This is a genomic window from Nonomuraea polychroma, from assembly GCF_004011505.1.
GTDB classification, from domain to species: domain Bacteria; phylum Actinomycetota; class Actinomycetes; order Streptosporangiales; family Streptosporangiaceae; genus Nonomuraea; species Nonomuraea polychroma.
Map to the genome: position 1 here is coordinate 7,409,867 of NZ_SAUN01000001.1, position 24,598 is coordinate 7,434,464.

The following is a 24,598-nucleotide window of genomic DNA, read 5'->3' on the forward strand; positions in this document are numbered from 1 at the left end:
TCGCACAGCCGCCTTGACAACGTTGTCTGCCCCCTACCTGGTGAGACATGATCCTGGCGTGAGACCGACGATGAAGGACGTCGCCACGGCGGCGGGCGTGGCGCTCAAGACCGTCTCGCGCGTCGTGAACGGCGAGCCTGGCGTGCACCCCGCCACCGCCGAGCGGGTGCGCGCGGCCATCGACCGGCTGGGCTACAGCCGCAACGAGAGCGCGCGGGTGCTGCGCCGGGGCAGGACGGCCACGATCGGGCTGGTCATCGAGGACGTCGCCGACCCGTTCTACTCGGGTTTGAGCAGAGCCGTGGAGGACGTGGTCATCGGCCACGACTGCCTCCTGCTGACCGGCTCGTCCGGGGAGAAGCCGGTCAGGGAGCGGGAGCTGGTCGAGACGTTCTGCACGCGCCGGGTGGACGGGCTCATCGTGGTGCCGGCCGGGGACGACCACACGTACCTGCGGCCGGAGCTGGAGGCGGGGACGAAGGTGGTGTTCGCGGACCGGCCGCCGGGAGCGGGGCTCGACGTGGACACCGTGCTCGCCGACAACGCGGGCGGGGCCGAGCAGGCCATCCGCCACCTGCTCGGGCACGGCCACCACCGCATCGCCTTCCTCGGCGACGACCCGGCGATCTACACCGCCGCCGAGCGGCACCGCGGTTACCGGGAGGCCCTCGGCGGCCTGTACGACCCGCGGCTGGTCTCCATGCGGCCGCCCACGCTGGAGGGGGTGCGGGCGGACCTGGACAGGATGTTCGCCCTGGACCGGCCGCCGACGGCCCTGTTCACCGGCAACGGCCGCTACACCGTGACCACGCTGCGGGCGCTGGCGGGCCGGCCGATCGCGCTGGTGGGCTTCGACGACTTCGAGCTGTCCGACCTGCTCCAGCCTGGGGTGACGGTCGTGGCGCAGGACCCGTCCTGGATGGGCAGGGTCGCGGCCGAGCTGCTGTTCCGCCGGTTGCGCGGCGACGTCGGGCCGCCCGAGCACATCCAGCTCCCGGTACGCCTCATCCCCCGCGGCTCGGGAGAGCTCCCTTGACCAGGGCGTCGCCGAGCGGGGTGCGGACGTACAGGACGCTGCGCCCGGTACGGGTGCCGGCGATCAGGCCGGTCCTCCGCAACGCCGCCACGTGCCCGCCCGTGGTGCCCACGCTCTGCCCGAGCAGGGCCGCGAGCTGCGTGGTCGTGGCGGGCTCGGCCAGCTCGGCGAGCATGCGCGCGCGGCTGCGGCCGATCAGTGACGACAGGTCCGCGTCGGCCGCCGGAGGAGCGACCGCGGTGCCCCTGGCCGGGTAGACCAGCGCATACGGCCAAGCGTCCGCCAGATAGGCGCCGACACTGCCGGTGAACGCGGACGGCAGGAAGAGCAGCCCTCTGCCGCCGAGCCTGTGCGTGCCGCTGTAGTGCATCTCGATCTCGATCTGCCCGCCGCGCCGCCAGTGCACCCGTGGGCTGAGATCCTCCAGCGCCGCCGCCCAGCCGTAGGCCGCCAGCCGTCCCGCCCGCTGCGCCACGTCCCGCTGCAGGATCGCCCGCAGACGCGGCCACTCGTGGGAGAGGATCTCGGTCCACAACGCCTGATAGGCGTCCGCGAACCGCTGCACCACGTGCGGGCCCAGCAGCAACTCGCGGACCGGACCCGTGACAGGCGGGCGACCGGCCAGCGCCCTGGCTATCTCCGCGTGCGCCTGCGCCAGCGGTGTCGCCCGCATGGCGGCCAGCTCGTCCTCGAACGGCACGTCCACCGCCGTGGGCGGCGGGGCGATGAAGTCCACGTTCGTGTTGCCCTTGAAGCCGCTGACCAGCGCGGCGGCTCGCATCGCGAGGTGCTCGCACTCCAACCGCCGGTAGGTGCCCCGCCACCTCGCGACCCACCGCCCGTGCACGCCGGCCTCCATGCGGCCCGCCAGCACCCACTGGGCGTGCATGGCCTCGACCAACGGGGAGATCGCGAACCTGCTGGCCACCAGATCCTGCGGGGTGACCTCGATCACCGCAGCCATCTTTCGGTTATATCCGAAAAAGTCGCCGGCCGGCCCGGCCGCGCCCCAGCATCGGGGGCGTGAAGGGCGCGACGTTCGGCGAGGTGTTCGCCGTCAGGGAGTTCCGGGTGTTGTTCGGCAGCTTCGTGCTGCTGATCGCCGGTGATGTGATCAAGATGCTGGCGCTGGCCGTGCTGGTCTACGAGCGGACCAGCTCTCCCGGGCTGTCGGCCGCGGCGTACATGGCCGGGTGGTTGCCGTTCATCCTCGGCGGGTTGCTCCTGCTGTCGCTGGCCGACCGGGTGCCGCCCCGGGCGCTGATGATCGCCGGCGAGCTGATCAGGGCGGTGACGTGCCTGCTGCTGGCGTACGCGGGGCTGCCGGTGTGGGCGCTGCTGGCGCTGGTGCTGGTCACCGGGCTGTTCTCGCCGGTGTTCTTCGCGGCGCGGGCGGCGATGTTGCCCGAGATCCTGCCCGGGGACGCGTTCGTGCTGGGGCGTTCGGTGCTCAACGTCGCCTCCGCGAGCGCGCAGATCGCCGGGCTGGCCGCCGGGGGCGCGTTCCTGGGTCTCGCCGGGCCTTCCGGCGCGCTGGCGGTCACCGCGGCCCTGTCGGTCGTTGCCGCCGCGGTGCTGCGGGCGGGGCTCCCGCACCAGCCGGCGCGGGGTGCGGCCCGGGGCGGTGCGGTACGGGAGACGCTGCGGGTCAACCGGCGACTGCTGGCAGACGGGCAGGTTCGCGGGTTGTTGCTGGCCGGCTGGCTGCCGTGTGTGTGCCTGGCCGGGGCCGAGGCCATGGTGGTGCCGTACATGGGCGGGCAAGGGCAGGCCGGGGTGGTGCTGGCGGCCGCCGCGGCCGGCATGGCGGTCGGCGAGTTCGCGGTCGGCCGCTTCGCGGCGCCGACGCTGCGTGAGCGGTTGTCTTTGCCGCTGGCCGTGCTCCTGGGGATCCCCTGGGTCGGCTACGCGTTCGGGCCGGAGGTCGTGTGGGCGTCCGTGCTGGCGGGGGTGGCGACGGCGGGGCTGGCGTACCAGCTGGGGCTGCAGCGGCGGTTCGTGGACGCGGTGCCCGAGGAAGTGCGCGGGCAGGCGTTCGGACTGCAGTCCGCAGGGTTGATGACCGGCCAGGCGGTCGGCGCGGCCCTGGTCGGGGCGCTGGGCGAGGCGATCGGGCCTGGCCCCGCGATCGCGGTCGCGGGCGGCGGGGGCATCCTGGTGGCGCTGGCCCTGGCCGGCGTGTTGCGCCCGTCTCCCGCGCCGTACCCGGCTCGCTGATCATGATCGACGACTAGCCTTCTCTCCGGAGAGCACACGGGTATAGTCGTTGCACATCAGTTCAGCAAGCTTGTTCACGAGGAGCGCGTGCAATGAATGCCGCCGACGTCGCCCCGGACGCGCAGCAGGCCAGGTTCCCGCATGAGCTGATGTACGCGGCGGCGCAGCAGTACTACATGGAGGACGCCACGCAGGGCGACATCGCCAAGCGGCTCGGCGTCTCCAGAGCGACGGTGAGCAGGCTGCTCACCGAGGCACGCAAGCAGGGCATCGTCGAGATCAAGGTGCATCGTCCCGCCACGTTGGCGGAGGGCCCGCTGGCCGACGAGGTCGCGCAGGCGCTCGGCCTGGAGCGCGTCTATCTGGTGCCCAAGGTCAGCGGCCCGGCCCTGGGCCCCTGGCTGGCGCCCGGCGTGGCCCGCGCGCTGGCCGCCGTCGGCCTGGAATCCGGCGACGTCGTGCTGGTCTCCTCCGGCAGCACCGTCTACGAGTGCGCCCGCGAAGGGCTCGGCCGGTTCCCCGGCGTCACGATCGCGCCCGCGGTCGGCGGGCAGGAGGAGCCGCAGCCCTGGTTCCAGACCAACGAGACCACCCGCATCCTGGCCGAACGCGTCGGCGGCGTGCCCGCCTACCTCTACGCGCCCGCCCTGCCCGGCCCCGAGCTGTTCTACTCCCTGCAGCACGAGCCGTCCGTGCGTCGCGTCATGGACCTGTGGGCGCATGCCAAGTGCGCGATCGTCGGCGTCGGATCGCCGCCGCTGATGCGGCAGATGGTGCCCTCACTCATGCCACGCGACGCCGACAGCCTGCGCGAGGCCGTGGGCGACGTGTGCATGCGGGTTTACGACCGCGACGGCGCCCCGATCACCTATCCGGGCGGCGAGCGGCTGGTGGCCGCGAAGCTGGAGGAGCTGCGCCGCATTCCCGCCGTGATCGCGGTGGCCGTGGGCGCGGAGAAGGTGCTGTCGATCGTCGCCGGCGCCCGTGGCGGCTACTTCAAGCAGCTCGTCACCGACACTCCCACCGCAGAGGGCCTGGTGGCCGCCGCACGTCAGCTCTGAACATCTGTGCTGGACAAAGTTTCTGAACGCACGCTAACGTGAGCCGCACCACGGGTTTTCCCTTGTGTGAGGGCATGTCCGTGTCTCGGGGGCAGCGAGCGAATGGACCCGTCCGCGAGGACGTAGCGAGTGAGGAACGAATCCGTGAACAGAGTTAAGATGCGGACCTCCGCGTTCACCGCAGTGGCAGTGCTCGCCGGCTCGATGCTGGCCGCGTGCGGCTCAGGCTCCGGCTCCACCGGCGGGACCACCACCAGCGGCGGCGGCGGCGATCTGCAGAACGCCAAGGTCGCCTTCCTCATGCCCGACCTCGCGTCGACCAGGTACGAACTGCAGGACAAGCCGCTGTTCGAGGCGCGCATGAAGCAGCTGTGCCCGACGTGCGAGGTCATCTACCAGAACGCCGACTCCGACGCCGCCAAGCAGCAGCAACAGGCCAACTCCGCACTGGCCCAGGGCGTCAAGGCCATCGTGCTCGACCCGGTCGACTCCGCCGCCGCGGCCACCATCGTCAAGTCGGCGCAGTCGCAGCAGGTGCCGGTCATCGCCTACGACCGGCCGATCCCTGCCACGCCGGCCGACTACTACATCTCGTTCGACAACGAGAAGATCGGCCAGATGATCGCCCAGTCCCTGGTGGACCACCTCAAGAAGGAGAACGCCGAGGGCGGGATCCTCGAGGTCAACGGCTCCCCGACGGACGCGGCGGCCGGGCTGATCAAGAAGGGCATCCACAGCGCGATCGACCCCAGCGGCTTCAAGCTGCTGGCCGAGTACGACACCCCCGACTGGCAGCCGGAGAAGGCACAGACCTGGGTGAGCGGCCAGATCACGCAGTTCAAGGACCAGATCGTCGGCGTGGTCGCGGCGAACGACGGCACCGGCGGCGGCGCGATCGCCGCGTTCAAGGCCGCGGGCGTGAAGGTGCCGCCGATCACCGGCAACGACGCCGAGCCGGCCGCCGCGCAACGCATCATCGCCGGCGACCAGTACAACACGATCTCCAAGCCCATCAAGATCGTGGCCGAGGCGTCGGCGAACGTGGCCTGGGAGTTCATGCAGGGCAAGAAGCCCGCGGGCAAGACCACGCTGTACAACACGCCGTCCGAGTTGTTCACCCCCACGGTCGTGACCAGGGAGAACATCAAGGAAGTGCTGTTCGACAGCGGCATCATGAAGGCCGCCGAGATCTGCACGGGCGAGTACGCCAAGGGTTGCGCCGAGCTCGGAATCAAGTAATGAACGTTCTTTCCCTCCGCGGGATCAGCAAGACCTTCGGCGCGGTGGCCGCGCTCACCGGCATCGACCTCGACGTCGCCGCCGGCCAGGTCGTCGCGGTCGTCGGCGACAACGGCGCGGGCAAGTCGACACTGGTGAAGATCCTGTCGGGCGTGCACCCGCAGGACTCCGGCACGATCACGTTCGAGGGCCGCGAGGTCGACATCCCGACACCGGCCGCCGCGCACAAGCTCGGCATCGCCACCGTCTTCCAGGACCTGGCGTTGTGCGAGAACCTCAACGTCATCCAGAACCTGTTCCTCGGCCAGGAGATCCGCCCGCTGCGGCTGAACGACGTGGCCATGGAGACGCGCTCGTGGGAGCTGCTGCGCCAGCTCTCCGCCAAGATCCCGAGCGTACGGGTGCCGGTCGCGGCGCTGTCCGGCGGCCAGCGCCAGACGGTCGCCATCGCCAGGTCGCTGCTCGGCGACCCGAAGATCATCATCCTCGACGAGCCCACCGCCGCGCTCGGCGTGGCCCAGACCGCCGAGGTGCTCAACCTGGTCGAGCGGCTGCGTGAGAACGGCCTGGGCGTCATCATGATCAGCCACAACATGGCGGACGTGAAGGCCGTCGCCGACACCGTGGCGGTGCTGCGGCTCGGCCGCAACAACGGTGTGTTCGACGTCAGCGAGGTCACCACCGAGGACATCATCGCCGCCATCACCGGCGCCACCGACAATGCCGTCTCTCGTCGCGCGCAGAAAGGAATGCCGTCGTGAGCACACTGACCACGGATCGCCAGGACGAGCGCCTCCAGAACCGCGACGGGCTGCGCGGGGCGCTCGCCGACGTGGTCGAGCGGGCCCGTGGCGGCGACCTCGGCGTCATCCCGGTCGTGGTCGGCCTGGTGGTCATCTGGACCGTCCTGCAGGTGCTCAACCCGGTCTTCCTGTCCAGCGCGAACCTGGTGAACCTCACCCTCGAATCCGCCGCCGTCGGCGTCATCGCGCTCGGCATCGTGTGCGTGCTCCTCGTGGGCCAGATCGACCTGTCGGTCGGCTCGGTCAGCGGGCTCTCGGGCGCGGTGCTCGCGGTGTTGTTCGTGGGCGAGGGGTTGCCGGTCTGGCTGGCCATCGCGGCCTCGGTCATCATGGGCGCCGTGATCGGCTGGCTGTACGGGCAGTTGTTCAACCGGTTCGGCGTGCCGAGCTTCGTGATCACGATGGCCGGCCTGCTGGGGTTCCTCGGGCTCCAGCTGTACGTGCTGGGCACGAAGGGATCGATCAACCTGCCCTTCGACTCGGGGCTGGTGAACTTCGCGCAGCTCGCTTTCGTCCCGGCCTGGTTGTCGTACACGTTCGCGGTGATCGCCGCGGTCTGGCTGTTCGCCAGCGGTTACCTGCACGCGCGGGAGCGGCGCCGGGCGGGGCTGTCTGCCAGGAGCGTGTCCACCCTGGCGCTCAGGAGCGTGGCGCTGCTGGCGGTGCTGGCCTTCGTGGTCTGGTACCTCGGCCAGACGCGCGGCATCGGCTGGATGTTCGTCTTCTTCGTCGCGCTCGTGCTGATCATGCACTACCTGCTGTCGCGGACAAAGTGGGGCCGGGCGGTCTACGCCGTGGGCGGCAATGTGGAGGCCGCGCGCCGGGCCGGCATCAACGTCAGGGCGATCTACACCTCGGTGTTCGTGTTGTGCTCGACGTTCGCGGCGGTCGGCGGCATCCTGGCCGCGGCCAGGCTCGCGGCCGCCAACCAGAGCAGCGGCGGCGGTGACGTCAACCTCAACGCGATCGCGGCGGCCGTGATCGGCGGGACGAGCCTGTTCGGCGGGCGCGGCACCGCGTTCGGCGCGCTGCTCGGGATCATCGTGATCCAGTCGATCTCCAGCGGCCTGACACTGCTCAACCTGGACTCCTCGATCAGGTTCGTGGTCACCGGCGCGGTGCTGCTGCTCGCGGTGATCGTCGACTCGGTGTCGCGCCGGTCGAGGACCTCGCACGGCAGGGCGTGATGGCGATCATCTGCGTGGACGCGGGGACCACGGTCATCAAGGCGGTCGCGTACGACGCCGCCGGCGCGGAGTCGGCCGTCGCCCGGCGCGAGACCGTGGTGTCCAGGCCCGCGCCCGGCCACGCCGAACAGGACATGGCAGCGGTCTGGGACGCGGTCGCGGCCACGGTACGCCAGGTCGCGACGGGAGACGTCGACTTCCTGGCGGTGACGGCCCAGGGCGACGGCTGCTGGCTGGTCGGCGCGGATCTCGAGCCCACCGGACCGGCCATCCTGTGGAACGACGCCCGCGCGGCGGCCACCGTGGACTCCTGGACGCGCGAAGGACTGGCCGCGGCGGCCTTCCGGATCAACGGATCCTCGGCCGCGTCCGGGCTGCCGCACGCGATCCTGACGTGGCTGCGCGAGCACGAGCCTGAGCGGCTGGAGCGGTCGGCCGCCATGCTCACCTGCGGCGGCTGGATCTTCGCGAAACTGACCGGGGAGGCGGTGGCGGAGGAGTCCGACGCCTCCGCGCCGTTCATGGACCTGCGGGCGCGGGCCTACTCGCCCGACCTGCTCGCCATGTTCGGCCTGGAGTGGGCCGAGCGGCTCCTTCCCCCGGTCCGCTCCTGCCCGGTCGGCGAGCTCAGCCCGCAGGCGGCGGCAGCGCTGGGGCTGGCCACCGGGACACCGGTCGTGATGGCCCCCTATGACATCGCCGCGACGGCGCTGGGCGCGGGCGCGGTGGCGCCCGGGCAGGCGTGCGACATCCTCGGGACCACGCTGTGCACCGAGGTCGTCGTCGACTCCCCCGCGCTGGACGGCGACCCGATCGGCATCACGATCGCGTTGCCGGAGGGCTACCTGCGGGCGTTCCCCACGTTCGCGGGCACGGAGGTGGTGCAGTGGACGTGCCGCCTGCTGGGGCTGCGGGAGCCGGCGGAGCTCGGTGAGCTGGCCGGCCGGAGCGCGCCCGGCGCGGGCGGGCTGACGTTCCTGCCGTACCTGTCACCCGCCGGCGAGCGGGCGCCGTTCACGGACCCCCTCGCGCGGGGCGCGATGCTGGGCCTGTCATTCGAGCACGGGCGCGAGCACGTCGCGCGGGCGGCACTCGAAGGACTCACCATGGTGATCAAGGATTGCCTGGCGGCCACCGGCGCGACGGAGCTCGCGCCGACGGAGCTGCGGGTCTGCGGGGGCGGGTCGGCCAGCACCGCCTGGCTCGGGATGATCGCCGACGTCACCGGGCTGCCGGTGCGGCGCTCGGCCGACGCCGAGGTGGGCGCCCGGGGAGCCTTCCTGGTGGGACTGGCCGGCACCGGCGCCGCCCCGTCCATCGCCGCCGCGGCCGCCGAGCACGTACGCCTGCGTGACGGGGTGGAACCCGACCCGGCCCGGCAGGCGTTCTACGCGGGGCTGTTCGACGACTTCCTGACACTGCGCGAGACCAGCGCGGTTTCGTGGCCGCTGCTGGGCGAGATGCGGTCCAGGGGCCGGACATGAGCATCTGGATCGGCATAGACCTGGGGACGCAGAGCGTGCGGGCGATGGCCGTCGGTGAGAGCGGCGAGGTGCTCGGCGTGGCCGGTCGCCCCCTGACCAGCCGCCGCGACGGGCCACGCCATGAGCAGGATCCCGAGGAGTGGTGGCGCGCGCTGGCCGCCGCCACCCGGGAGGCGCTGCGTGACGTGCCGTCTTCCCTGGTCGCGGGCGTGGCCGTAGCCGCCACGTCTGGAACGATCCTGCTCACGGACGTCTCCGGCAGGCCGCTGACGCCCGCCCTCATGTACGACGACCGCCGCGCCGGCGCCGAACGCGTCAATGAGGTCGGCGCGCCCGTGTGGGAGCGGCTCGGCTACCGCCGCATGCAACCCAACTGGGCGCTGCCGAAACTGCTGTGGCTGCTCCCCGACGCTCCCGCCGGAGCCCGGCTGGCGCACCAGAACGACTTCGTGAACCGGCGGCTGGTCGGGCACGAGGTCCCCACGGACCTGAGCAACGCGCTCAAGACCGGCGTGGACCTGATCGAGGAGCGCTGGCCCGCCGAGGTGCTGGAGCTGGTGCCTGCGGAGATCCTCCCCGAAGTCGTACGGCCGGGCGCCCGGCTGGGGGTGGTCTGCGCGGCGGCCGCGGAGGAGACCGGCATACCGGCGGGCACACCGGTGATCGCCGGGATGACGGACGGCTGCGCGGCCCAGCTCGGCGCGGGCGCCACCCGGGCCGGCAACTGGAACTCGGTGCTGGGCACGACGCTGGTGCTCAAGGGCGTGACGAAGGAGCTGCTCCACGACCCGCTCGGCGTGGTGTACTCGCACCGCGCCCCTGACGGCTCCTGGCTGCCGGGCGGTGCGTCCAGCACGGGCGCGGGGGCGTTGACCCGCGACCTGCCGGGCCGCGACCTGGACATGCTCAGCGAGCAGGCCGCCACGCGCTTCAGCGGACACACGCCCATCACCTACCCGCTGGTGTCGCGCGGCGAGCGCTTCCCGTTCGACGCCCCCGACGCCGAGACCTTCACCCTCGGCGACCCCGCCGACGACGTGGACCGGTACGCCGCGATCCTCCTGGGCGCGGCCTTCATCGAACGCCTGTGCCTCGACTACCTCGACCTCCTCGGTGCTGCCGTGGACGGCGAGGTGATCCTGACCGGTGGCGCCACCCGCAGCGCCTTCTGGAACCAGCTGCGGGCGGACGTCCTGGGACGTCCCGTGACGCTGCGCGAGAACGCCGAGCCCGCGCTGGGCATGGCCGTCCTGGCGGGCGGCGACCCCGCCCTGATGATCAGGACCCGCGCGATCGTGGAACCGTCGCACATCGATCTGCGGGATCCGTACCTGCGCTTCGTCGCCGAGCTGGAGCGGCGCGGCTGGCTCTCGGACAAGGCCGCGCGACACGCCCGTGAGAGGACCGCCCGATGACCGACCTCGTCCTCGTCCGCCACGGCGAGACCGTCTGGCACGCCGAGAACCGCTACGCCGGCGTCAGCGACGTCGAGCTGACGCCGCGCGGCCACGCCCAGGCCGCCCAACTGGCCGCATGGGCCGCGGGAGCGGGCCTGTCGGCGGTGTGGGCCTCCACGCTCAGCCGCGCCAGGATCACCGCCGAGGCGAGCGCGGCCAAGAGCGGCGTGGCGCTCCGGACTGACGCCCGGCTGCGCGAGCTGGACTTCGGCGAGGGAGAGGGCCTGACCTCGGCCGAGATGACCGAACGTTTCCCCGGGGCACGCGCCGCCTTCGAGGCCGACCCCGCCGGGCACCCGCTGCCCGGTGGCGAGGACCCGCACGCGGCCGCCGCCCGATTCGTCGCGGCCCTGCACGACATCGCCGCCGCGGACCCGGGCGGCCGGGTGCTGGTGGTCGCGCACACCACGGCGATCAGGCTGGCCCTGTGCCGGCTGATCGGCGTGCCGCTCGGCGAGTACCGGCGGTTGTTCCCGCGCCTGGACAACTGCGCGCTGACCGAGCTGCGTCTGCGCGATGAGGGCGGACGGGCCGCGTTGCTGCAGTACAACTCTCCGATTGGAGCCGTTCGTTGACCATCCGAGTCCTTGTCGCAGGCGACCACTTCGTCCAGAACCGCCTGCTCGCCGACGCGCTCAGGCGCGAGGTCCCCGGCGAGGTGGACATCCGCGAGCTGACGCTGCCGTGGCCGGTGGAGCCGTTCGGCCGGGTGGGTGAGGTGGACGAGGCTTCGGACGTGGAGGACGAGCTGATCGAGGCGCTCCGCGGCGTCGAGGTCTGCGTGACCCAGATGGCTCCCCTGACCAAGCGGGTCCTGGACGCCTCCCCCGACCTGCGGTTGTTCTGCGTGAGCCGGGGCGGCCCGGTGAACGCGAACCTGGAGGCGGCGGCGCAGGCAGGGGTGGCGGTGACGTACGCGCCGGGCCGCAACGCGGTCGCCACCGCCGAGCACACGCTCGCGATGTTGCTGGCCGCCACGCGCAGGATCCCCCAGACGCACGCCGACCTGGCGGGGGGCGTGTGGCGCGGCGACTATTACATGTACGACAACGTCGGCCCCGAGCTGGAGGGCAGCACGGTCGGCCTGGTCGGCTACGGCGCGATCGGCCGCCGCGTGGCCCGCATGCTGGAGGGCTTCGGCGCGGACGTCCTCGTCCACGACCCGTACGTCGACGTGCCCGGCCGGGTGGAGCTCGACGAGCTGCTGCGCCGCTCCCGCTTCGTCTCCCTGCACGCCCGCGCCACCCCGGAGACCGCCGGCATGATCGGCACGGCCGAGCTCGCGGCCATGCCGCGCGGCTCGGTCCTGGTCAACTGCGCCCGCGGCGCGCTGCTGGACTACGACGCGTTGTGCGACGCGCTGGATTCCGGCCACCTGTTCGGCGCCGCGATGGACGTCTTCCCCGAGGAGCCGATCCCGCCGGGCTCGCGCCTGCTCACGACGCCGAATCTGATCATGACACCGCACCTGGCCGGGGCCAGCAAGGAGACGGCGATGAAGGCGGCCGCGATCGTGGCGGCGGACGTGGCCCGCTACGTACGCGGCGAGCCGCTCGTCCACGTGGCCACCCCTTGAGCGCTCGCGCCATGAGCCCGCGCATGAAGAACCTGCCGAGTCGGGACGGGCGCGCCTTCAGCGTGGAGCGCGTAGTCAGCGCAGGCGTTCCAGCCTGCGGCGGGGGCCGGTCACCACGGTGACATCGAACTCGTGGCCGTCGACCGGAAGATCGCCGTCGCCCGACGCCACCACGAGCGCCCCTTTCGACATGGCGAGACCGACGAGCGCGAGCAGGTCGCAGCCGCCGTCGGGCCGCCACGTGGTCAGCACGACGTCGGACTCGGCCAGGCGTACGGGCTGGTCGAGCTCGGCCATCCTGGTCAGGAGCGCCGCGTGCGACATGCGGCGGCCGTCCGCCAGCAGCAGCGCGTCCTGGTGCTCGGCGTCGAGCGCGGGCAGCGCGGTGGGCTCGAGCGTGAGCAGCGTGCGGTAGTCGACCGTGTCGAGCGCCGCGCCGAGCGAGACGATCTGCCGCACCTGGGACCCGGTCGCCGCTGACGTCGCCGTCTCGGCCAGGTCCGGCGTGGTGATGAGGGCACGGGCGCCGCAGGCCCGCAGCCAGGCGGCCATGTCCCCGGCGCCGAGCGCGGGGTCGATGGGCGCCGCCACGCCGCCGGCCGCCAGCACCGTGTGCACGGCCAGCGTCTGCGCGCCCGGCGTCGAGACGTGCACCCCCACGACGTGGTCGCGCCGCACGCCTCTGCGCACCAGCCCGGACGCCGCCCTGGTCACGTCGGTCACCAGCCGCCGATAGCCGTAGACGTGGCCGCCGCGCAGGTCGACCAGCGCAGGCCGGTCACCGCGCTCGTAGGCCCGGCGGAACACCTCGTTGATCACGGTGGCCGAGGCGTCGGGCTGCATGCCCGCCAACGTATGACCGCCCGGGCGGCGCAGCATCCACCGATCTATGTACGCCGATGTGCATTCTGGCGGGCGGGCCCGAGCCTGCGCGACTCGAGCCCGCTGCCGCACGACCGGAGCCGGACTCCCACCCCTCCGAAGACGTCCGGACCCGTGGACCGCGCGACGTCCTCAACCGTAGGGCTGCACAAGACAGTGGCGCATGCGTTGACATGGCCATTCGACGATGCAGAAGCCAATGTGTAGATGAGGCCGGAATCACTGTGAGTAGTCTACTGACTACGCTCGATAATTGGTAGAGAACTGTCAGTGCCCGTGGGCACACTCAACTCATGGCCGATGAGCCGCTGGAGCTCGGCGAGATCTCCTTCTCCGACTGGCACGCCCACACGGACAAGCTGGCGGACGTGGGCTTCCTGACCATCGCCAGGCGACTGCCGTCGCTCGTGGCCCAGGCGATGCGCATGGCGTGGCGGGCCAGCCCGCGCGACACGGTGGCCACGGTCGCGCTCAACCTGCTCGGCGGCGTGTTCACCGCGTTCGGGCTGCTGGCCACGACCGGCGTGCTCACCGCGCTCTTCAGCGAGGGCCCGACCCCGGACCGCGTCATGGCGGCGCTGCCCAGCCTGGCCCTGGTGGCCACCGCCGCGGCCCTGCGCACGGCGGTGCAGGCCGGCGCCGGCTGGGCGCAGTCGCGCCTCGACCCGCAGGTCAGCCGCCTGACCGAGGAGCGGCTCTACGGCCTGACCAGCCGCGTCGACCTGGTGGCCTACGACGACCCCGAGTTCCACGACGCGTTGCAGCGGGCCAGGCTGCGTGGCGTGGCCATGGCGGACCAGGTGGTGTCCGCGGCCGTCGACGTGCTGACGGCCGCCGTCGGCATCACCGCCGTGGCCGGCGTGCTCGGTGTGCTGCACCCGGTGCTGCTCCCGCTGCTCCTCCTCGCGGTGCTGCCGGACGCCTGGGCCATGGTCCGCAGCGCCAAGATGCGCTACGCCACCCTCTACGCCCTCATCCCCGCCAAGCGCCGCAAGTGGATCATCGCCGAGCTGCTGGCCGACCGGGAGCCGGCCGCCGAGGTGCGCTCGTTCACGATGCGCGGATTCCTGCTGCGCATGTACGACGCCGTGGCCAGGGCCGAGCAGGACGTGCTGCTCAAGCTGGCCAGGCGGCAGATGTTCGCCGGGCTCGCCGGCCAGGCGCTCGGCGGCCTCGGCACCGGCCTGGTCTACACGGCCCTGGGTGTGCTCCTGGCGATCGGGGCGATCCCGCTGGCCGTGGCCGGCACGGCGGTCCTGGCGATCAGATCGGCCCAGCAGTCTCTGAACAATCTCATTTACGCCACCAACCGCCTCTACGAGGAGGGCCTCTACTTCACCGACTTCCTCGAGTTCTGCGCCGACGCCGAGCGCCGCGTGTCCGAGAGCCGACCGGCCGCGTTGCCGCCCGGCTTCCAGCGCATCACCGCCAGAGACGTGACGTTCACCTACCCCGGCGCGAAGGAGCCGGCCCTGCGCAAGGTGAACATCGAGATCAAGCTGGGCGAGGTGATCGCGTTCGTCGGCGAGAACGGCTCCGGCAAGACCACCCTCGCCAAGATCCTCTCCGGCCTCTACGAGCCGGACTCCGGCGCGGTCTTCTGGGACGACATCGACCTCAAACAGATCGACCCCGAGCAACTGCGCCTGCGCACCGCCGTGATCGCCCAGGACCACACCCGCTGGCCCCTGACGGCCCGCTACAACATCACGATGGGCACCGACAAAGGGCAGGAGGCGTTACACAATGCCGCCGCGGTGGCGGGCGCGGACGAGGTCGTCGCCGGACTGCCGCACGGCTACCGCACGCTGCTCGACCGCCGCTTCAAGGACGGCCACGAGCTGTCCGGCGGCCAATGGCAGCGCATCGCCGTGGCCCGCGGCTTCCACCGCGACGCCGACCTGCTCATCTGCGACGAACCCACCGCCGCGCTCGACGCCCGCGCCGAACACGCCCTCTTCGAACGCATCCGCGGCCACGCCGACGGCCGCACCGTCCTGCTCATCACCCACCGCCTGGCCAGCGTGCGCTACGCCGACCGCATCTACGTCCTGGAGCACGGCAAAGTCACCGAACAAGGCGACCACGACACCCTCATGGCCCTCGACGGCCTCTACGCCGACCTCTACACCCTCCAAGCCAGGGCCTACCGCTGACCGGCGCTCACGCCAGGACGGCCTCGATCACGGCCCGCGCGATCGACGCCACGTCGGCGGCGCGTGCGCCCGGCCGCTCCAGCACCACCCCGACCGCCACCTCGGGTTTGTCCGCCGGAGCGAAGGCGGTGACCAGCGCGTTGTCCTCCGCGCCGGGGACCGCCCGCGACGTGGCGGTCTTGGCGGCCACCTCCACGCCGGGGATGGCCACGCCTGTTCCGGTGCCGCCCGCGTGGGTCACCGTCGTCATCATCGCCGCCAGGTGCTTGGCCAGCGTGGCCGGCACCGCCCTGCGGTACGGCGTGGGCCCGGCGCGGTTGATGACGGAGCCGTCCGGCAGGCGTACCTCCTCCACCAGGTACGGCCGCATCAGCACCCCGTCGTTGGCCACGGCGGCCGACAACATGGCGATCATCAGCGGCGTGGCCCTGTCGGCGTGGAGCCCGATGGCCGCCAGAGCCGTCTGGGCGCGATTCATGGCGGAAGGAAACCTGCTCGGCGTCGTGGCCACCGGGATCGCCAGGTTCTCCGCGTTGAACCCGAACGCCTCCGCCTGGTCCCGCAGGATGTCCTGACCGAGCTGCAGCCCGATGGTGGCGAACGCCGTGTCGCAGGAGGCCTGGAAGGCGTACAAAAGGGTCGGGCGGGTGTCGCGGCAGCCGCGATCGTTGCGGACGCTCGAGGAGCTCCCCGGGAGCGGCAGCCGTGCCGGCGCGTTGACCAGGCTGTCCGGCTCGTACTCGCCGGAGGCCAGCGCCGCGGCCGTGGTGACCAGCTTGAACGTGGACCCCGGCGGATAGGCCCGATGCAGCGCCCGGTTCAGCAGCGGCTGCCCGGGCGCCCGCCGCAACCGCCGCGCCGTCTCGACCAGCCGGGTGCGGTCGAAGGTGGTGAAGGCGTTCGGGTCGTAGGACGGGTACGAGGCCAGCGCCAGGATCGCGCCGGTCGCCGGGTCGATCGCCACCGCCGCCCCGGGCACGCCCGTCGCCTTGAGACTCTGGTACGCCGCCCACTGCGCCCGATCGCTGATCGTCAGCCGGACGTCGGCACCTTCGGCGGTGCCGTCCCGGACCAGCGACCTGACCTTGACCTTGGCGTCGTCGCCGGACAACACCGCGTTCTGCGCCCGCTCGATGCCGGTGGAGCGGTAGAGCGCCAGGTGGCCCGTGACCGGCGCGTAGAGCTCGCCGTGCCGGTAGACCCGCTGGTAGAGGTACGGCCCTCCGCCGGCCGGGCGGCTCGTGGCGATGGCCGTGCCGTCGTAGGTCAGGATGTCGCCGCGCGGATGGCCGAACCTGGCGATCAACGGCCGCTCGTTCCTGCGGTCGGCGTTGAGCGCCTGGGAGCCGAACGCCTGCACGATCGTGATGTGCCCCAGCAGCAGGAACAACATCGCCGCGCCGGCCATGGCGACGTGGCCCAGCGACCTGTTGATCGGCCCGCCCTTCGATCCGGCCATGGATCTTGGTTTATCGGCCGGAGGGCAAAGGCGGTATTACATGACGCTGCGGTAGTAGGAGATCTTGTTGTGAATATAGCGCTGCCGCTCGGCCAGGTTGTTGATCTGCGCCTGAACCTGGCTGTCGTGCTCCTCCAGGAGCTTGATCCGGTCCGGGATCGTGTGGTCCCCCGCGCGGACGAGCTCGGCGAAGCGCAACATCGTGGCGATCGGCATGCCCGTGTCGCGCAGGCAGCGCAGCATGCCCAGCCAGCCGATGTCGTTCTGGCTGAACCTGCGCTGACCTGCCGCGTTCCTGTCGACACGCTCCAGCAGGCCGATCTTCTCGTAATACCGCAAAGTGTCGAGACTGAAGCCGGTCTCCTCGACCGCTTCCGCAGGCGTATACACCGTCACGGCCTCTAGTTTCCCACCTGGAGTGCGCTCCAGGTCAACCCGCTTGACCTGGAGCGCACTCCAGGTCACACAGTCGGGGCCATGAACATCGCACTCGGCACCATTCACTTCGGCACCGGCGTCGATCTGAAGGACACCTTCGCCATCCTGGACCGCTTCCACGAGGCCGGCGGCACCATGCTCGACACGGCCAACAACTACCCCTTCTGGGTGGAGGGCTGCACCGGCGACGAGAGCGAGCAGGCCATCGGCGCCTGGATGGCCGCCCGCGGCAACCGGGACGAGATCTTCATCAGCACGAAGGCCGGGGCGCGGCCCACCGTCCCCGGCGACAGAACCCTGGACTCCGCAGAGGGTCTGTCGGCGCCCGCCATCGCCAGGGCCGCGGAAGGCAGCCTCCAGAGGCTGGGGACCGACTACGTCGACCTGTACTGGGCGCACATCGAGGACCGGTCCGTGCCGCTGGAGGAGACTCTGGGGGCGTTCAACGAGCTGGCCGTGCAGGGCAAGGTGCGCGCCCTGGGGGCGAGCAACGTCGCCACCTGGCGGCTGGACCGGGGCAGGAACATCTCGTTGGCACGGGGGTGGATGCCGTACACGTACGTGCAGCTGCGGCACACGTACCTGCGGCCGCGGCCGCTCACCAAGCCCGCGGAGGCGGGGCACAGGCTGGTGACGGACGAGCTGCTGGACTATCTGGCCGCCGAGCAGGACATGACCTTGTGGGCGTACAACACGCTGATGTTCGGCGCCTACACGCGCCCTGATCGGCCGATCTCGGAGATCTACGACCACCCGGGCACCACCCGGCGGCTGGCCGTGCTTCATGACGTGGCGAACGAGCTCGGCGCGACGGCGAACCAGGTGGTCCTGGCGTGGATGATGGCCGACGGCATCGTCCCGATCGTCGGCGTCTCGACGATGGCCCAGGTGGAGGAGGCCATCGGCGCCGCCGACCTCAAGCTGGACCCCGACCTGCGCGCCCGCCTGGACACCCCGGCCTGACCGCCGCCCCGCCACCACGTCCTCCCACCGCCCTCCACGCCGACCCGCCGTCCCGGCCGCCGCCGCGTCACACCGCTGGCGGACCCAGCCCTGGAGCGATCGCCCAGGCCGGGCATGCGTCCCCCGCCACGTGCCGTCTCGGGCCCCGCCACGGCCCGCCGGCCCGGGACGGCGCCCCATGGCCGCCCCGGCGAGACACGGCTGACCCGGCGCGGCATGGCGTGGCCGACGCAGCACGGCCCCGCCAACGGAGCACGGCCTGGCCGAGGCGGCCTCACGTCACGTGGCGAGAGCCGGGCGCTCATGCCGAGACGACACCGCATGGCGAGAGCGCGTCGCATGACCGACACGGCGTGTCGGCCACCGAGGCCGGGGCGGTGGGTTAGGGGAGGTGGTCGGCGAGGTAGCGGCGGACCAGTTGTTTGCACTCGGCGATCAGCGCCGCGTCGCCTCGGGGGTCGACGCGAAAGGCGAGTTTGAGCACCGCGTCCGTGGCCTCGACCGCCACCACCAGCGCCCGATCGAGCCCCGGCCCCGCCGGGGCGTCCAGCACGTCCATCGTGAGGGCACGCAACCGGTCGGCCACGATCGCGTTGTTGTCCTTCGACCCGTCGAGCGCCCGATTGGTGCCCGGGATCGCCGGCCCGCCCGGCGCGGTGAGCACCTCGCCGAAGTCCATGACCGCGAACCCCGGCGTGGTGCGCTTCATGTCGACGAACTCGTCGATGGCCAGGTCGACCAGGTCGGTCCAGTGCCCGAGATCGGCCGTGGCGATGCGCTCGGTGATCCGCTCGAGGAACGCGTCGAGGTTGCGCAGCGCCAGCGCGCGCACCAGCCCCTGCTTGTCGCGGAAGAACTGGTAAAACGTGCCGATCGGCACCTCGGCCCGGCGCGCCACCTCTTTCGTGGTCAGCCCCTCGTATCCAACCTCGTCGAGCAGCAGCGCGCACTCGTCGAGCATCCGCTCCACCCGCTCCACGCTGCGACGCTGGGCGGGACGGCGGCGCAAGATACTCGTCATGTTCCCATCCTGACGTATTACCAGGAGGTACAGGGAGTCTCTTGGGATTCAGATAACATGAGCATCACTCACATCTATACAGGGAGCGCGGCATGTTCCTTTGGGGTACGGCCACCGCCGCTTACCAGATCGAGGGCGCTGTCACCGAGGACGGCAGAGGCGTCTCCATCTGGGACACGTTCGCCCACGAGCCCGGCCGCACCAGAGACGGCCACACCGGGGACGTGGCGTGCGACCACTACCACCGCTGGCGCGAGGACGTCGCCCTCATGTCCGGCCTCGGCGTGAACGCCTACCGGTTCTCCATCGCCTGGCCCCGCGTCCAGCCTCTCGGTGCGCGCCCGGCGAACGCCAAAGGCCTCGACTTCTACGAACGGCTCGTGGACGCCCTGCTGGAGGCGGGCATCCAGCCGGTGCCCACGTTGTTCCACTGGGACCTGCCGCAGGCGCTGCAGGATCGCGGCGGGTGGCTGAATCGCGAAATATCGGAAATGTTCGCCGAGTACGCCGCCACCGTCGCCCACCGCCTCGCCGACCGCGTTCCCCTGTGGATCACCCTGAACGAGCCGTTCGTGCACATGGCCTTCGGCTACGCCATGGGCGTGCACGCCCCCGGCGAGGCCCTGCTGACCGGCGCGCTGCCGGCCGCGCACCATCAGCTCCTGGCCCACGGCCTGGCCGTGCGGGCGCTGAGAGCCGCGGGCGTGGCCCAGGTCGCCATCACGAACAACTGCACGCCCGTCTGGCCGGCCTCCCAGCGGGAGCCCGACCTGAGGGCCGCCGAGGCCTACGACATCCTGCACAACCGCCTGTTCAACGACCCCATCCTTCTGGGGAAATATCCAGATCTATCGGCTTACGTCCCGACCCTGGACGTCGTCCGCGACGGCGACCTCGACGTCATCGCCACCCCCCTGGACGCCCTGGGCGTCAACTACTACAACCCCACCCGCATCGCCGCCCCGACCTCCGGAGGACTCCCCTTCGCGGACGCCGGCATCACCGGCTACCCCACGACGGCGTTCGGCTGGCCGATCGTCCCCGACGGCCTGCGCGAGCTCCTCACCGGCCTCAAGGCCAGGTACGGCGCCGCGCTCCCGCCCATCCTCATCACCGAGAACGGCTGCTCGAACGACGACACGGTCACGGTCGACGACCAGGCCCGCATCGCGTTCCTGGAGAGCCACATCGCCGCGATGCGGCAGGCCATGGAAGAGGGCGTGGACGTACGCGGCTACTTCGTCTGGTCCCTGCTGGACAACTTCGAGTGGGCCGAGGGTTACCACCAGCGCTTCGGCCTGGTGCACGTGGACTTCGCCACCCAGCGCCGCACCCCGAAGGCGTCCTACGCCTGGCTGAAGGGTTTCCTGGAGCGTCAGAACACCGACACGTGAACGTGGTCGTAGTGGTTGGCGGTGACCCCGCCGCGGTCCGACATCGGATCCCAGCCGCCCCCTGAGCGGATGTCGTAGTAACGCTGCTTCCAGATGATGTACATCACGCCGAGCCTGGGGCCGTTCTTGATGAGCCAGTCGGACAGGGCGTCACCGTTGGCGGCGTCGGCCCCGGCGGCCATGGTGCCGCCTCGCGACATCATGAAGTCGCAGGCCCGGCCCTTGCCGTGCTCGCCGGGGTCGCCGGGGCGCAGGCAGCCGACGCCGTACTTCATGGGGAAGTTCTGCATGATCTCGGCGCGTACCGTGATCATGCGCTGAGTCAGGCCCTCCGCCCCGCCGGGCTGCTGGAAACCGTACTTGTTGAGCAGGCGCTGGATCTCGTCGCGCTTGCTCTGCAGGGTCTTGATCTCCTTCTTCAGCTTCTCGATCTTGTCGTTGGCGTTGAGCTTGGCCTCTTTGGACTTCTCGATCAGGCTCTGGATGCTTTTGACGCGCTCGGTCCGCTCGGTGGCCATGTAGGCCATGTTGGCCGCCTGGCCCAGGATCTGGTGCGGCTGGGCCTTCATGCCGAGAAGCTGGATGCCGTCGAGCGGACCCACCATGTACGCGGTCTGAGCGATGCGTCCCACGTCCGCCTGAGCGGCCGCGAGCCGGGCCTGGAGATCGCTCGAGGTGTCGGTGGCCCTCTTGGCCTGGATCCTGATCTCCTCCAGGCTCTGGATCTGGCCCCGGTAGAGCTCGTTGAGCCGGGCCGCCTGCTTGGTGAGCTTACGCAGCTCAGCGGGGCTGGGATCGGCCGACGCCGGCTGCGGCGAGTGAAGTCCGAGCAGGCCGGAGAGGACGGCGACAAGAACGGCGAACCGCCAGATTCTCACACCCGTCCCTCCCCTCATAGACGGACCGAAACTATAGAAGATGATCTTGATCCCTGTCATCCGAACGACGGAACTGCCGCACCTTTGGCGAGGTTTAGCACACTTTGCCGTAGTTAACGGGGATCTAAAACTTAGGTCTTGCTTAGATCGCTCCAACGGTCTGAGATGGATCGAACTCCGTCTCTGCGAAGGGGCAGACCGTTGTCTCGATCAACAACTCTCGCCGCAGCCGTGATCCTCGGCTTAGGCACCTCACTCGTGGCCATCGCCACCCCATCGTCCGCGGACCCGCTGCCGCCCAGCGATCAGATAGAGCTCTACCAGCTCGAGAGCACGCCAGGCACCAGCCAGACACTCAGGGAGAAGGGCTTCGACGTCGTCCAGCACGAGACCAAGGGCGACAAGGAGCACGTGGAACTGACCGCCGCGCAGGCGGACCTGGCCGGGCTGAAGAAGCTCGGCTACAAACCCGAGCCCGTACGCAACCCCCAGGGCCAGACCCAGTTGCAGGCCGCCAAAGCGCAGGCGAGCGGCGGCTACACCGTCTGGAAGTCCTACTCCGAGCCCGGCGGCATCGCCGACCAGCTCAAGGCCATCGCGAACGCCAACAAGGACATCGTCAAGCTCCAGTCCATCGGCAAGTCCGTGCAGGGCAAGGACATCCTGGCCGCCAAGGTGACCACCGGCGCGCGGGTGCTTCCCGACGGCCTCAAGCCGTCCACCCTCTTCTCCGCCACGCAGCACGCCCGCGAGTGGATCACCACCGAGGTCGACATGCGGCTGCTCAAGTACGTGATCGCGAACAAGACCGCACTCAAGGACCTGCTCAACAAGACCGAGTTGTGGTTCGTGCCGGTGGCCAACCCCGACGGCTACGACTTCACGTTCACCGAAGGCAACCGCCTGTGGCGCAAGAACCTGCGTGACAACAACGGCGACGGCAAGATCACAATCGGCGACGGCGTCGACCCGAACCGAAACTTCCCCACGAACTTCCACTACGACGAAGAGGGCTCGTCGAGCGTCACGAGCAGCGACACCTACCGCGGCTCGGGCCCGGCCAGCGAGCCGGAGACCAAGGCCATGGACGGCCTGCTCAAGCGCGTCGGGTTCGAGATGCAGCTGAACTACCACTCCTACGGCCCGCTGCTGCTCTACCCGATCGGCTTCCAGATCGCCACGGAGACGGCCGACAACCCGATCTACGAGGCGCTCACCGGCACCGACGACAAGCCCGCCGTCCCCGGGTTCGACCCGGACCTCGGCGCCGAGCTCTACACCACCAACGGCGACACCAATGACCAGGCACACTTCCAGCACGGCACGCTGTCGTGGACGCCGGAGCTGAACGAGGGCTGCGACGGCTGCGGCTTCGTCTTCCCCGACGCCGAGGCCCTGGTGCAGGCGGAGTTCGAGAAGAACCTGCCGTTCGCGCTCGACGTCGCCAAGTCGGCGGTCAACCCGGCCGAGCCGGTGAGCCACCTGGGCAACAAGACCCCCGACTTCGTGCTCGACCCGTTCGAGGTCAGCCACGGAAAGGACCAGGTCGTCCAGGTCAACGCCAAGCGCAAGCTCGGCCCTGTCTTCCTGAACTACCAGGTCAACGGCGGACGCACCAAGACCGTGCTGACCGGCGAGTGGAAGGGCGGCGAGCGCTACGGCAAGGGCTACAACCGCTACTACCACTGGATGCGCGGCAAGATCACCGGCACCGAGCCCGGCGACAAGGTGAAGGTCTGGTTCACCTCGATCGGGAAGAAGTGCGCCGACTTCACCTACACCGTCGCCGCGGACATCGGCGGCCAGGTGCTGGTGCTGGCCACGGAGGACGTCACCGGCATCAGCCCCGTCCAGGGCGTGACCGAGGCCAAGTACGCCGACGAGTACGCCGCGGCGCTGACGGCGGCCGGCTACACCTCGGACGTGTACGACATGGACAAGATGGGCCGCAAGGCCCCGCACCCGCTGGGCGTGCTCAGCCACTACAAGGCCGTGGTGTGGGAGACCGGCGACGACATCATCCCGCGCTCGACCGGCCAGGTGCCGGGAACCACGTCCAAGGGCGGCGTGGACACCGAGCTTGCCGTGCGCGACTACCTCAACGAGGGCGGCAAGCTGCTGCACGCCGGCAAGTTCGCGTCGTACGCGGCCAACAACAACGGCGCGTACTACTACGAGCCGGACCAGCCCGCGCAGTCCGAGTGCACCGTGGCCGACGACCCGCCGTGCATCCCGGTGTTCAACGACTTCCAGCAGTACTACCTGGGCGCCTACGTCTTCTTCGACGACGCGGGCACCGACCACGACACCGGGCAGCCGTACCCGCTGACCGGCAACGGCGGCAGGTTCGACGGCTTCAACGCCACGCTGGAGCCCAGCCACACCAACTCGTTCGTGGCGACCTCGGCGATCCTTCCCGCGCAGCAGTTCCCGCTGTTCGAAAGCTCCGCCCAGGTCAAGTGGGTACGCCCGGGCGGCCCGTTCGACCCGCACACCGGCGCGTGGGACGTCTACAGCGGCATCGCCGACGTCTCGTGGAAGCGGCTGACCAAGACCATCGACCTGACCGGCAAGACGAGCGGCGACCTGTCGTTCTGGACGTCGTACGACACCGAGGCCGCCTGGGACTTCCTGACCGTGGAGGCCCGCACGGCCGGCGGCGACGACTGGACCACGCTGCCGGACGCCAACGGGCACACCACCCAGGAGACCGGCGACAGCTGCCTGACCGAGAGCAGCGGCGGCTGGCGCACGATCCACCCGTTCACCCAGCGCTACCAGGGCGTCAACTGCGAGCCGACCGGCACTTCCGGCTCGTGGCACGCGGCCTCGGGCAACTCGGCCGGCTGGCAGCAGTGGAAGATCGACCTGACCCCGTACGCGGGCAAGCAGGTCGAGCTGTCCATCTCCTACATCAGCGACTGGGCCACCCAGGGCGCGGGCGTCTTCCTCGACGACTTCAAGGTCACGCTGGACGGCGCGACGGCCGAGGAGACCTCGTTCGAGTCCGACCTCGGCGGCTGGACCGTCGGGGCGCCGCCCGGGGGCACCTCAACGTCGATCAACAACTGGTTCCGCACCGACCAAGTCTTCGAGGAAGGCGGCGGCATCGTCACCAAGGACACCGTCTACCTCGGCTTCGGCGCTGAGAGCATCACCGACCAGGCGACACGTACGGACCTGATCAAGCGGTCCATGCTGCACCTGCTCGGCGATCCTCGCTGAGCCGTTACTGAGGGGCGCGGCACGCTGGTGCCGCGCCCCTCTTGCGTGCACGGACAGAACATGGTTCGGTCGGCTTGGGACATCCCGCGAACAAGCAAGCATTAGGCCGGGAGGTCGCCGGG

At 70.7% G+C, this 24,598-nt stretch carries 20 protein-coding genes; 14 read left to right on the plus strand and 6 right to left on the minus strand.

All coding sequences use genetic code 11. The features are described 5' to 3' along the window. The first annotated feature begins 58 nt into the window (after positions 1-58). Entirely contained in the window at positions 59-1,036 is a 978-nt protein-coding gene (locus EDD27_RS33805) for a LacI family DNA-binding transcriptional regulator (RefSeq protein ID WP_421916211.1), read from the plus strand. On the opposite strand, the gene EDD27_RS57995 is transcribed toward EDD27_RS33805, so the two are convergent. Then, complete coding sequence (locus EDD27_RS57995) at positions 1,005-2,000, minus strand: ArsR/SmtB family transcription factor (RefSeq protein WP_127935997.1); 996 nt, start codon at positions 1,998-2,000, stop codon at positions 1,005-1,007. The genes EDD27_RS33805 and EDD27_RS57995 overlap by 32 nt on opposite strands. 59 nt (positions 2,001-2,059) lie before the next feature. On the opposite strand from EDD27_RS57995, the gene EDD27_RS33815 reads away from it, so the two are divergent. The 9 genes from EDD27_RS33815 to EDD27_RS33855 all read left to right on the plus strand — a co-directional run bounded on the left by EDD27_RS33815 (position 2,060) and on the right by EDD27_RS33855 (position 12,060). Then, the gene (locus tag EDD27_RS33815) at positions 2,060-3,253 is read left to right on the plus strand and encodes an MFS transporter (RefSeq protein WP_241564402.1); all 1,194 of its coding nucleotides are present in this window, start codon (positions 2,060-2,062) and stop codon (positions 3,251-3,253) included. 92 nt (positions 3,254-3,345) lie between these two features. Next, the gene (locus tag EDD27_RS33820; RefSeq protein WP_127935999.1) at positions 3,346-4,314 is read left to right on the plus strand and encodes a sugar-binding transcriptional regulator; all 969 of its coding nucleotides are present in this window, start codon (positions 3,346-3,348) and stop codon (positions 4,312-4,314) included. A gap of 144 nt (positions 4,315-4,458) precedes the next feature. Beyond that, positions 4,459-5,553: an ABC transporter substrate-binding protein gene (locus EDD27_RS33825; RefSeq protein ID WP_206641785.1), complete on the plus strand. Its 1,095-nt coding sequence runs from the start codon at positions 4,459-4,461 to the stop codon at positions 5,551-5,553. After that, the gene (locus EDD27_RS33830; RefSeq protein ID WP_127936000.1) at positions 5,553-6,314 is read left to right on the plus strand and encodes an ATP-binding cassette domain-containing protein; all 762 of its coding nucleotides are present in this window, start codon (positions 5,553-5,555) and stop codon (positions 6,312-6,314) included. Before EDD27_RS33825 ends, EDD27_RS33830 begins: the two co-directional genes overlap by 1 nt. Beyond that, positions 6,311-7,543, plus strand: coding sequence for a sugar ABC transporter permease (locus EDD27_RS33835; protein ID WP_127936001.1), 1,233 nt, complete (start codon positions 6,311-6,313; stop codon positions 7,541-7,543). The genes EDD27_RS33830 and EDD27_RS33835 overlap by 4 nt, the downstream gene beginning before the upstream one ends. After that, entirely contained in the window at positions 7,543-9,027 is a 1,485-nt protein-coding gene (locus tag EDD27_RS33840; protein WP_127936002.1) for an FGGY-family carbohydrate kinase, read from the plus strand. The genes EDD27_RS33835 and EDD27_RS33840 overlap by 1 nt, the downstream gene beginning before the upstream one ends. Then, positions 9,024-10,442 carry an FGGY-family carbohydrate kinase gene (locus EDD27_RS33845; protein WP_127936003.1) on the plus strand — a complete coding sequence of 473 codons (1,419 nt, stop codon included), beginning with the start codon at positions 9,024-9,026 and terminating at the stop codon, positions 10,440-10,442. Before EDD27_RS33840 ends, EDD27_RS33845 begins: the two co-directional genes overlap by 4 nt. Then, a complete protein-coding gene (locus tag EDD27_RS33850) occupies positions 10,439-11,059 on the plus strand; it encodes a histidine phosphatase family protein (protein WP_127936004.1) in 621 nt (206 codons plus the stop codon). The genes EDD27_RS33845 and EDD27_RS33850 overlap by 4 nt, the downstream gene beginning before the upstream one ends. Next, the gene (locus EDD27_RS33855) at positions 11,056-12,060 is read left to right on the plus strand and encodes a 2-hydroxyacid dehydrogenase (RefSeq protein ID WP_241564403.1); all 1,005 of its coding nucleotides are present in this window, start codon (positions 11,056-11,058) and stop codon (positions 12,058-12,060) included. Before EDD27_RS33850 ends, EDD27_RS33855 begins: the two co-directional genes overlap by 4 nt. A gap of 75 nt (positions 12,061-12,135) precedes the next feature. Here EDD27_RS33855 and EDD27_RS33860 read toward each other — a convergent pair whose 3' ends face one another. Continuing rightward, positions 12,136-12,903 (minus strand): AMP-binding protein, encoded by a 768-nt coding sequence (locus tag EDD27_RS33860; protein ID WP_164903905.1) that lies wholly within the window; start codon positions 12,901-12,903, stop codon positions 12,136-12,138. Positions 12,904-13,235: 332 nt separating this feature from the next. Here EDD27_RS33860 and EDD27_RS33865 point away from each other — a divergent pair, with 332 nt between their 5' ends. Further along, positions 13,236-15,098, plus strand: a complete 1,863-nt coding sequence (locus EDD27_RS33865) for an ABC transporter ATP-binding protein (protein ID WP_127936006.1) — start codon at positions 13,236-13,238, stop codon at positions 15,096-15,098. A 7-nt stretch (positions 15,099-15,105) separates the two neighbouring features. On the opposite strand, the gene EDD27_RS33870 is transcribed toward EDD27_RS33865, so the two are convergent. Continuing rightward, positions 15,106-16,557 carry a peptidoglycan D,D-transpeptidase FtsI family protein gene (locus EDD27_RS33870; protein WP_127936007.1) on the minus strand — a complete coding sequence of 484 codons (1,452 nt, stop codon included), beginning with the start codon at positions 16,555-16,557 and terminating at the stop codon, positions 15,106-15,108. Positions 16,558-16,593: 36 nt separating this feature from the next. Continuing rightward, positions 16,594-16,953 (minus strand): MerR family transcriptional regulator, encoded by a 360-nt coding sequence (locus EDD27_RS33875; RefSeq protein ID WP_127936008.1) that lies wholly within the window; start codon positions 16,951-16,953, stop codon positions 16,594-16,596. Positions 16,954-17,034: 81 nt separating this feature from the next. Between EDD27_RS33875 and EDD27_RS33880 the strand changes: the two genes are divergently transcribed. After that, positions 17,035-17,958, plus strand: a complete 924-nt coding sequence (locus tag EDD27_RS33880) for an aldo/keto reductase (protein WP_127936009.1) — start codon at positions 17,035-17,037, stop codon at positions 17,956-17,958. A gap of 382 nt (positions 17,959-18,340) precedes the next feature. On the opposite strand, the gene EDD27_RS33885 is transcribed toward EDD27_RS33880, so the two are convergent. Next, the gene (locus EDD27_RS33885; protein ID WP_127936010.1) at positions 18,341-18,979 is read right to left on the minus strand and encodes a TetR/AcrR family transcriptional regulator; all 639 of its coding nucleotides are present in this window, start codon (positions 18,977-18,979) and stop codon (positions 18,341-18,343) included. Positions 18,980-19,071: 92 nt separating this feature from the next. On the opposite strand from EDD27_RS33885, the gene EDD27_RS33890 reads away from it, so the two are divergent. Beyond that, positions 19,072-20,373 carry a GH1 family beta-glucosidase gene (locus tag EDD27_RS33890; RefSeq protein ID WP_127936011.1) on the plus strand — a complete coding sequence of 434 codons (1,302 nt, stop codon included), beginning with the start codon at positions 19,072-19,074 and terminating at the stop codon, positions 20,371-20,373. Here EDD27_RS33890 and EDD27_RS33895 read toward each other — a convergent pair. Beyond that, positions 20,355-21,251 (minus strand): VldE C-terminal domain-containing protein, encoded by an 897-nt coding sequence (locus tag EDD27_RS33895; protein ID WP_127936012.1) that lies wholly within the window; start codon positions 21,249-21,251, stop codon positions 20,355-20,357. The genes EDD27_RS33890 and EDD27_RS33895 overlap by 19 nt on opposite strands. A gap of 231 nt (positions 21,252-21,482) precedes the next feature. On the opposite strand from EDD27_RS33895, the gene EDD27_RS33900 reads away from it, so the two are divergent. Beyond that, entirely contained in the window at positions 21,483-24,476 is a 2,994-nt protein-coding gene (locus EDD27_RS33900; RefSeq protein ID WP_241564404.1) for a M14 family metallopeptidase, read from the plus strand. The last annotated feature ends 122 nt before the right edge of the window (positions 24,477-24,598 follow it).

What these genes read in the sequence shown, in the direction of transcription:
- EDD27_RS33845 (WP_127936003.1), top strand. Translation starts at nt 9,024, where the DNA reads ATGAGCATCTGGATCGGCATAGACCTGGGGACGCAGAGCGTGCGGGCG.
- EDD27_RS33890 (WP_127936011.1), top strand. Translation starts at nt 19,072, where the DNA reads ATGTTCCTTTGGGGTACGGCCACCGCCGCTTACCAGATCGAGGGCGCT.
- EDD27_RS33830 (WP_127936000.1), top strand. Translation starts at nt 5,553, where the DNA reads ATGAACGTTCTTTCCCTCCGCGGGATCAGCAAGACCTTCGGCGCGGTG.
- EDD27_RS33870 (WP_127936007.1), bottom strand. Translation starts at nt 16,557, where the DNA reads ATGGCCGGATCGAAGGGCGGGCCGATCAACAGGTCGCTGGGCCACGTC.
- EDD27_RS33840 (WP_127936002.1), top strand. Translation starts at nt 7,543, where the DNA reads ATGGCGATCATCTGCGTGGACGCGGGGACCACGGTCATCAAGGCGGTC.
- EDD27_RS33865 (WP_127936006.1), top strand. Translation starts at nt 13,236, where the DNA reads ATGGCCGATGAGCCGCTGGAGCTCGGCGAGATCTCCTTCTCCGACTGG.
- EDD27_RS33880 (WP_127936009.1), top strand. Translation starts at nt 17,035, where the DNA reads ATGAACATCGCACTCGGCACCATTCACTTCGGCACCGGCGTCGATCTG.
- EDD27_RS57995 (WP_127935997.1), bottom strand. Translation starts at nt 2,000, where the DNA reads ATGGCTGCGGTGATCGAGGTCACCCCGCAGGATCTGGTGGCCAGCAGG.
- EDD27_RS33850 (WP_127936004.1), top strand. Translation starts at nt 10,439, where the DNA reads ATGACCGACCTCGTCCTCGTCCGCCACGGCGAGACCGTCTGGCACGCC.
- EDD27_RS33860 (WP_164903905.1), bottom strand. Translation starts at nt 12,903, where the DNA reads ATGCAGCCCGACGCCTCGGCCACCGTGATCAACGAGGTGTTCCGCCGG.
- EDD27_RS33885 (WP_127936010.1), bottom strand. Translation starts at nt 18,979, where the DNA reads ATGACGAGTATCTTGCGCCGCCGTCCCGCCCAGCGTCGCAGCGTGGAG.
- EDD27_RS33820 (WP_127935999.1), top strand. Translation starts at nt 3,346, where the DNA reads ATGAATGCCGCCGACGTCGCCCCGGACGCGCAGCAGGCCAGGTTCCCG.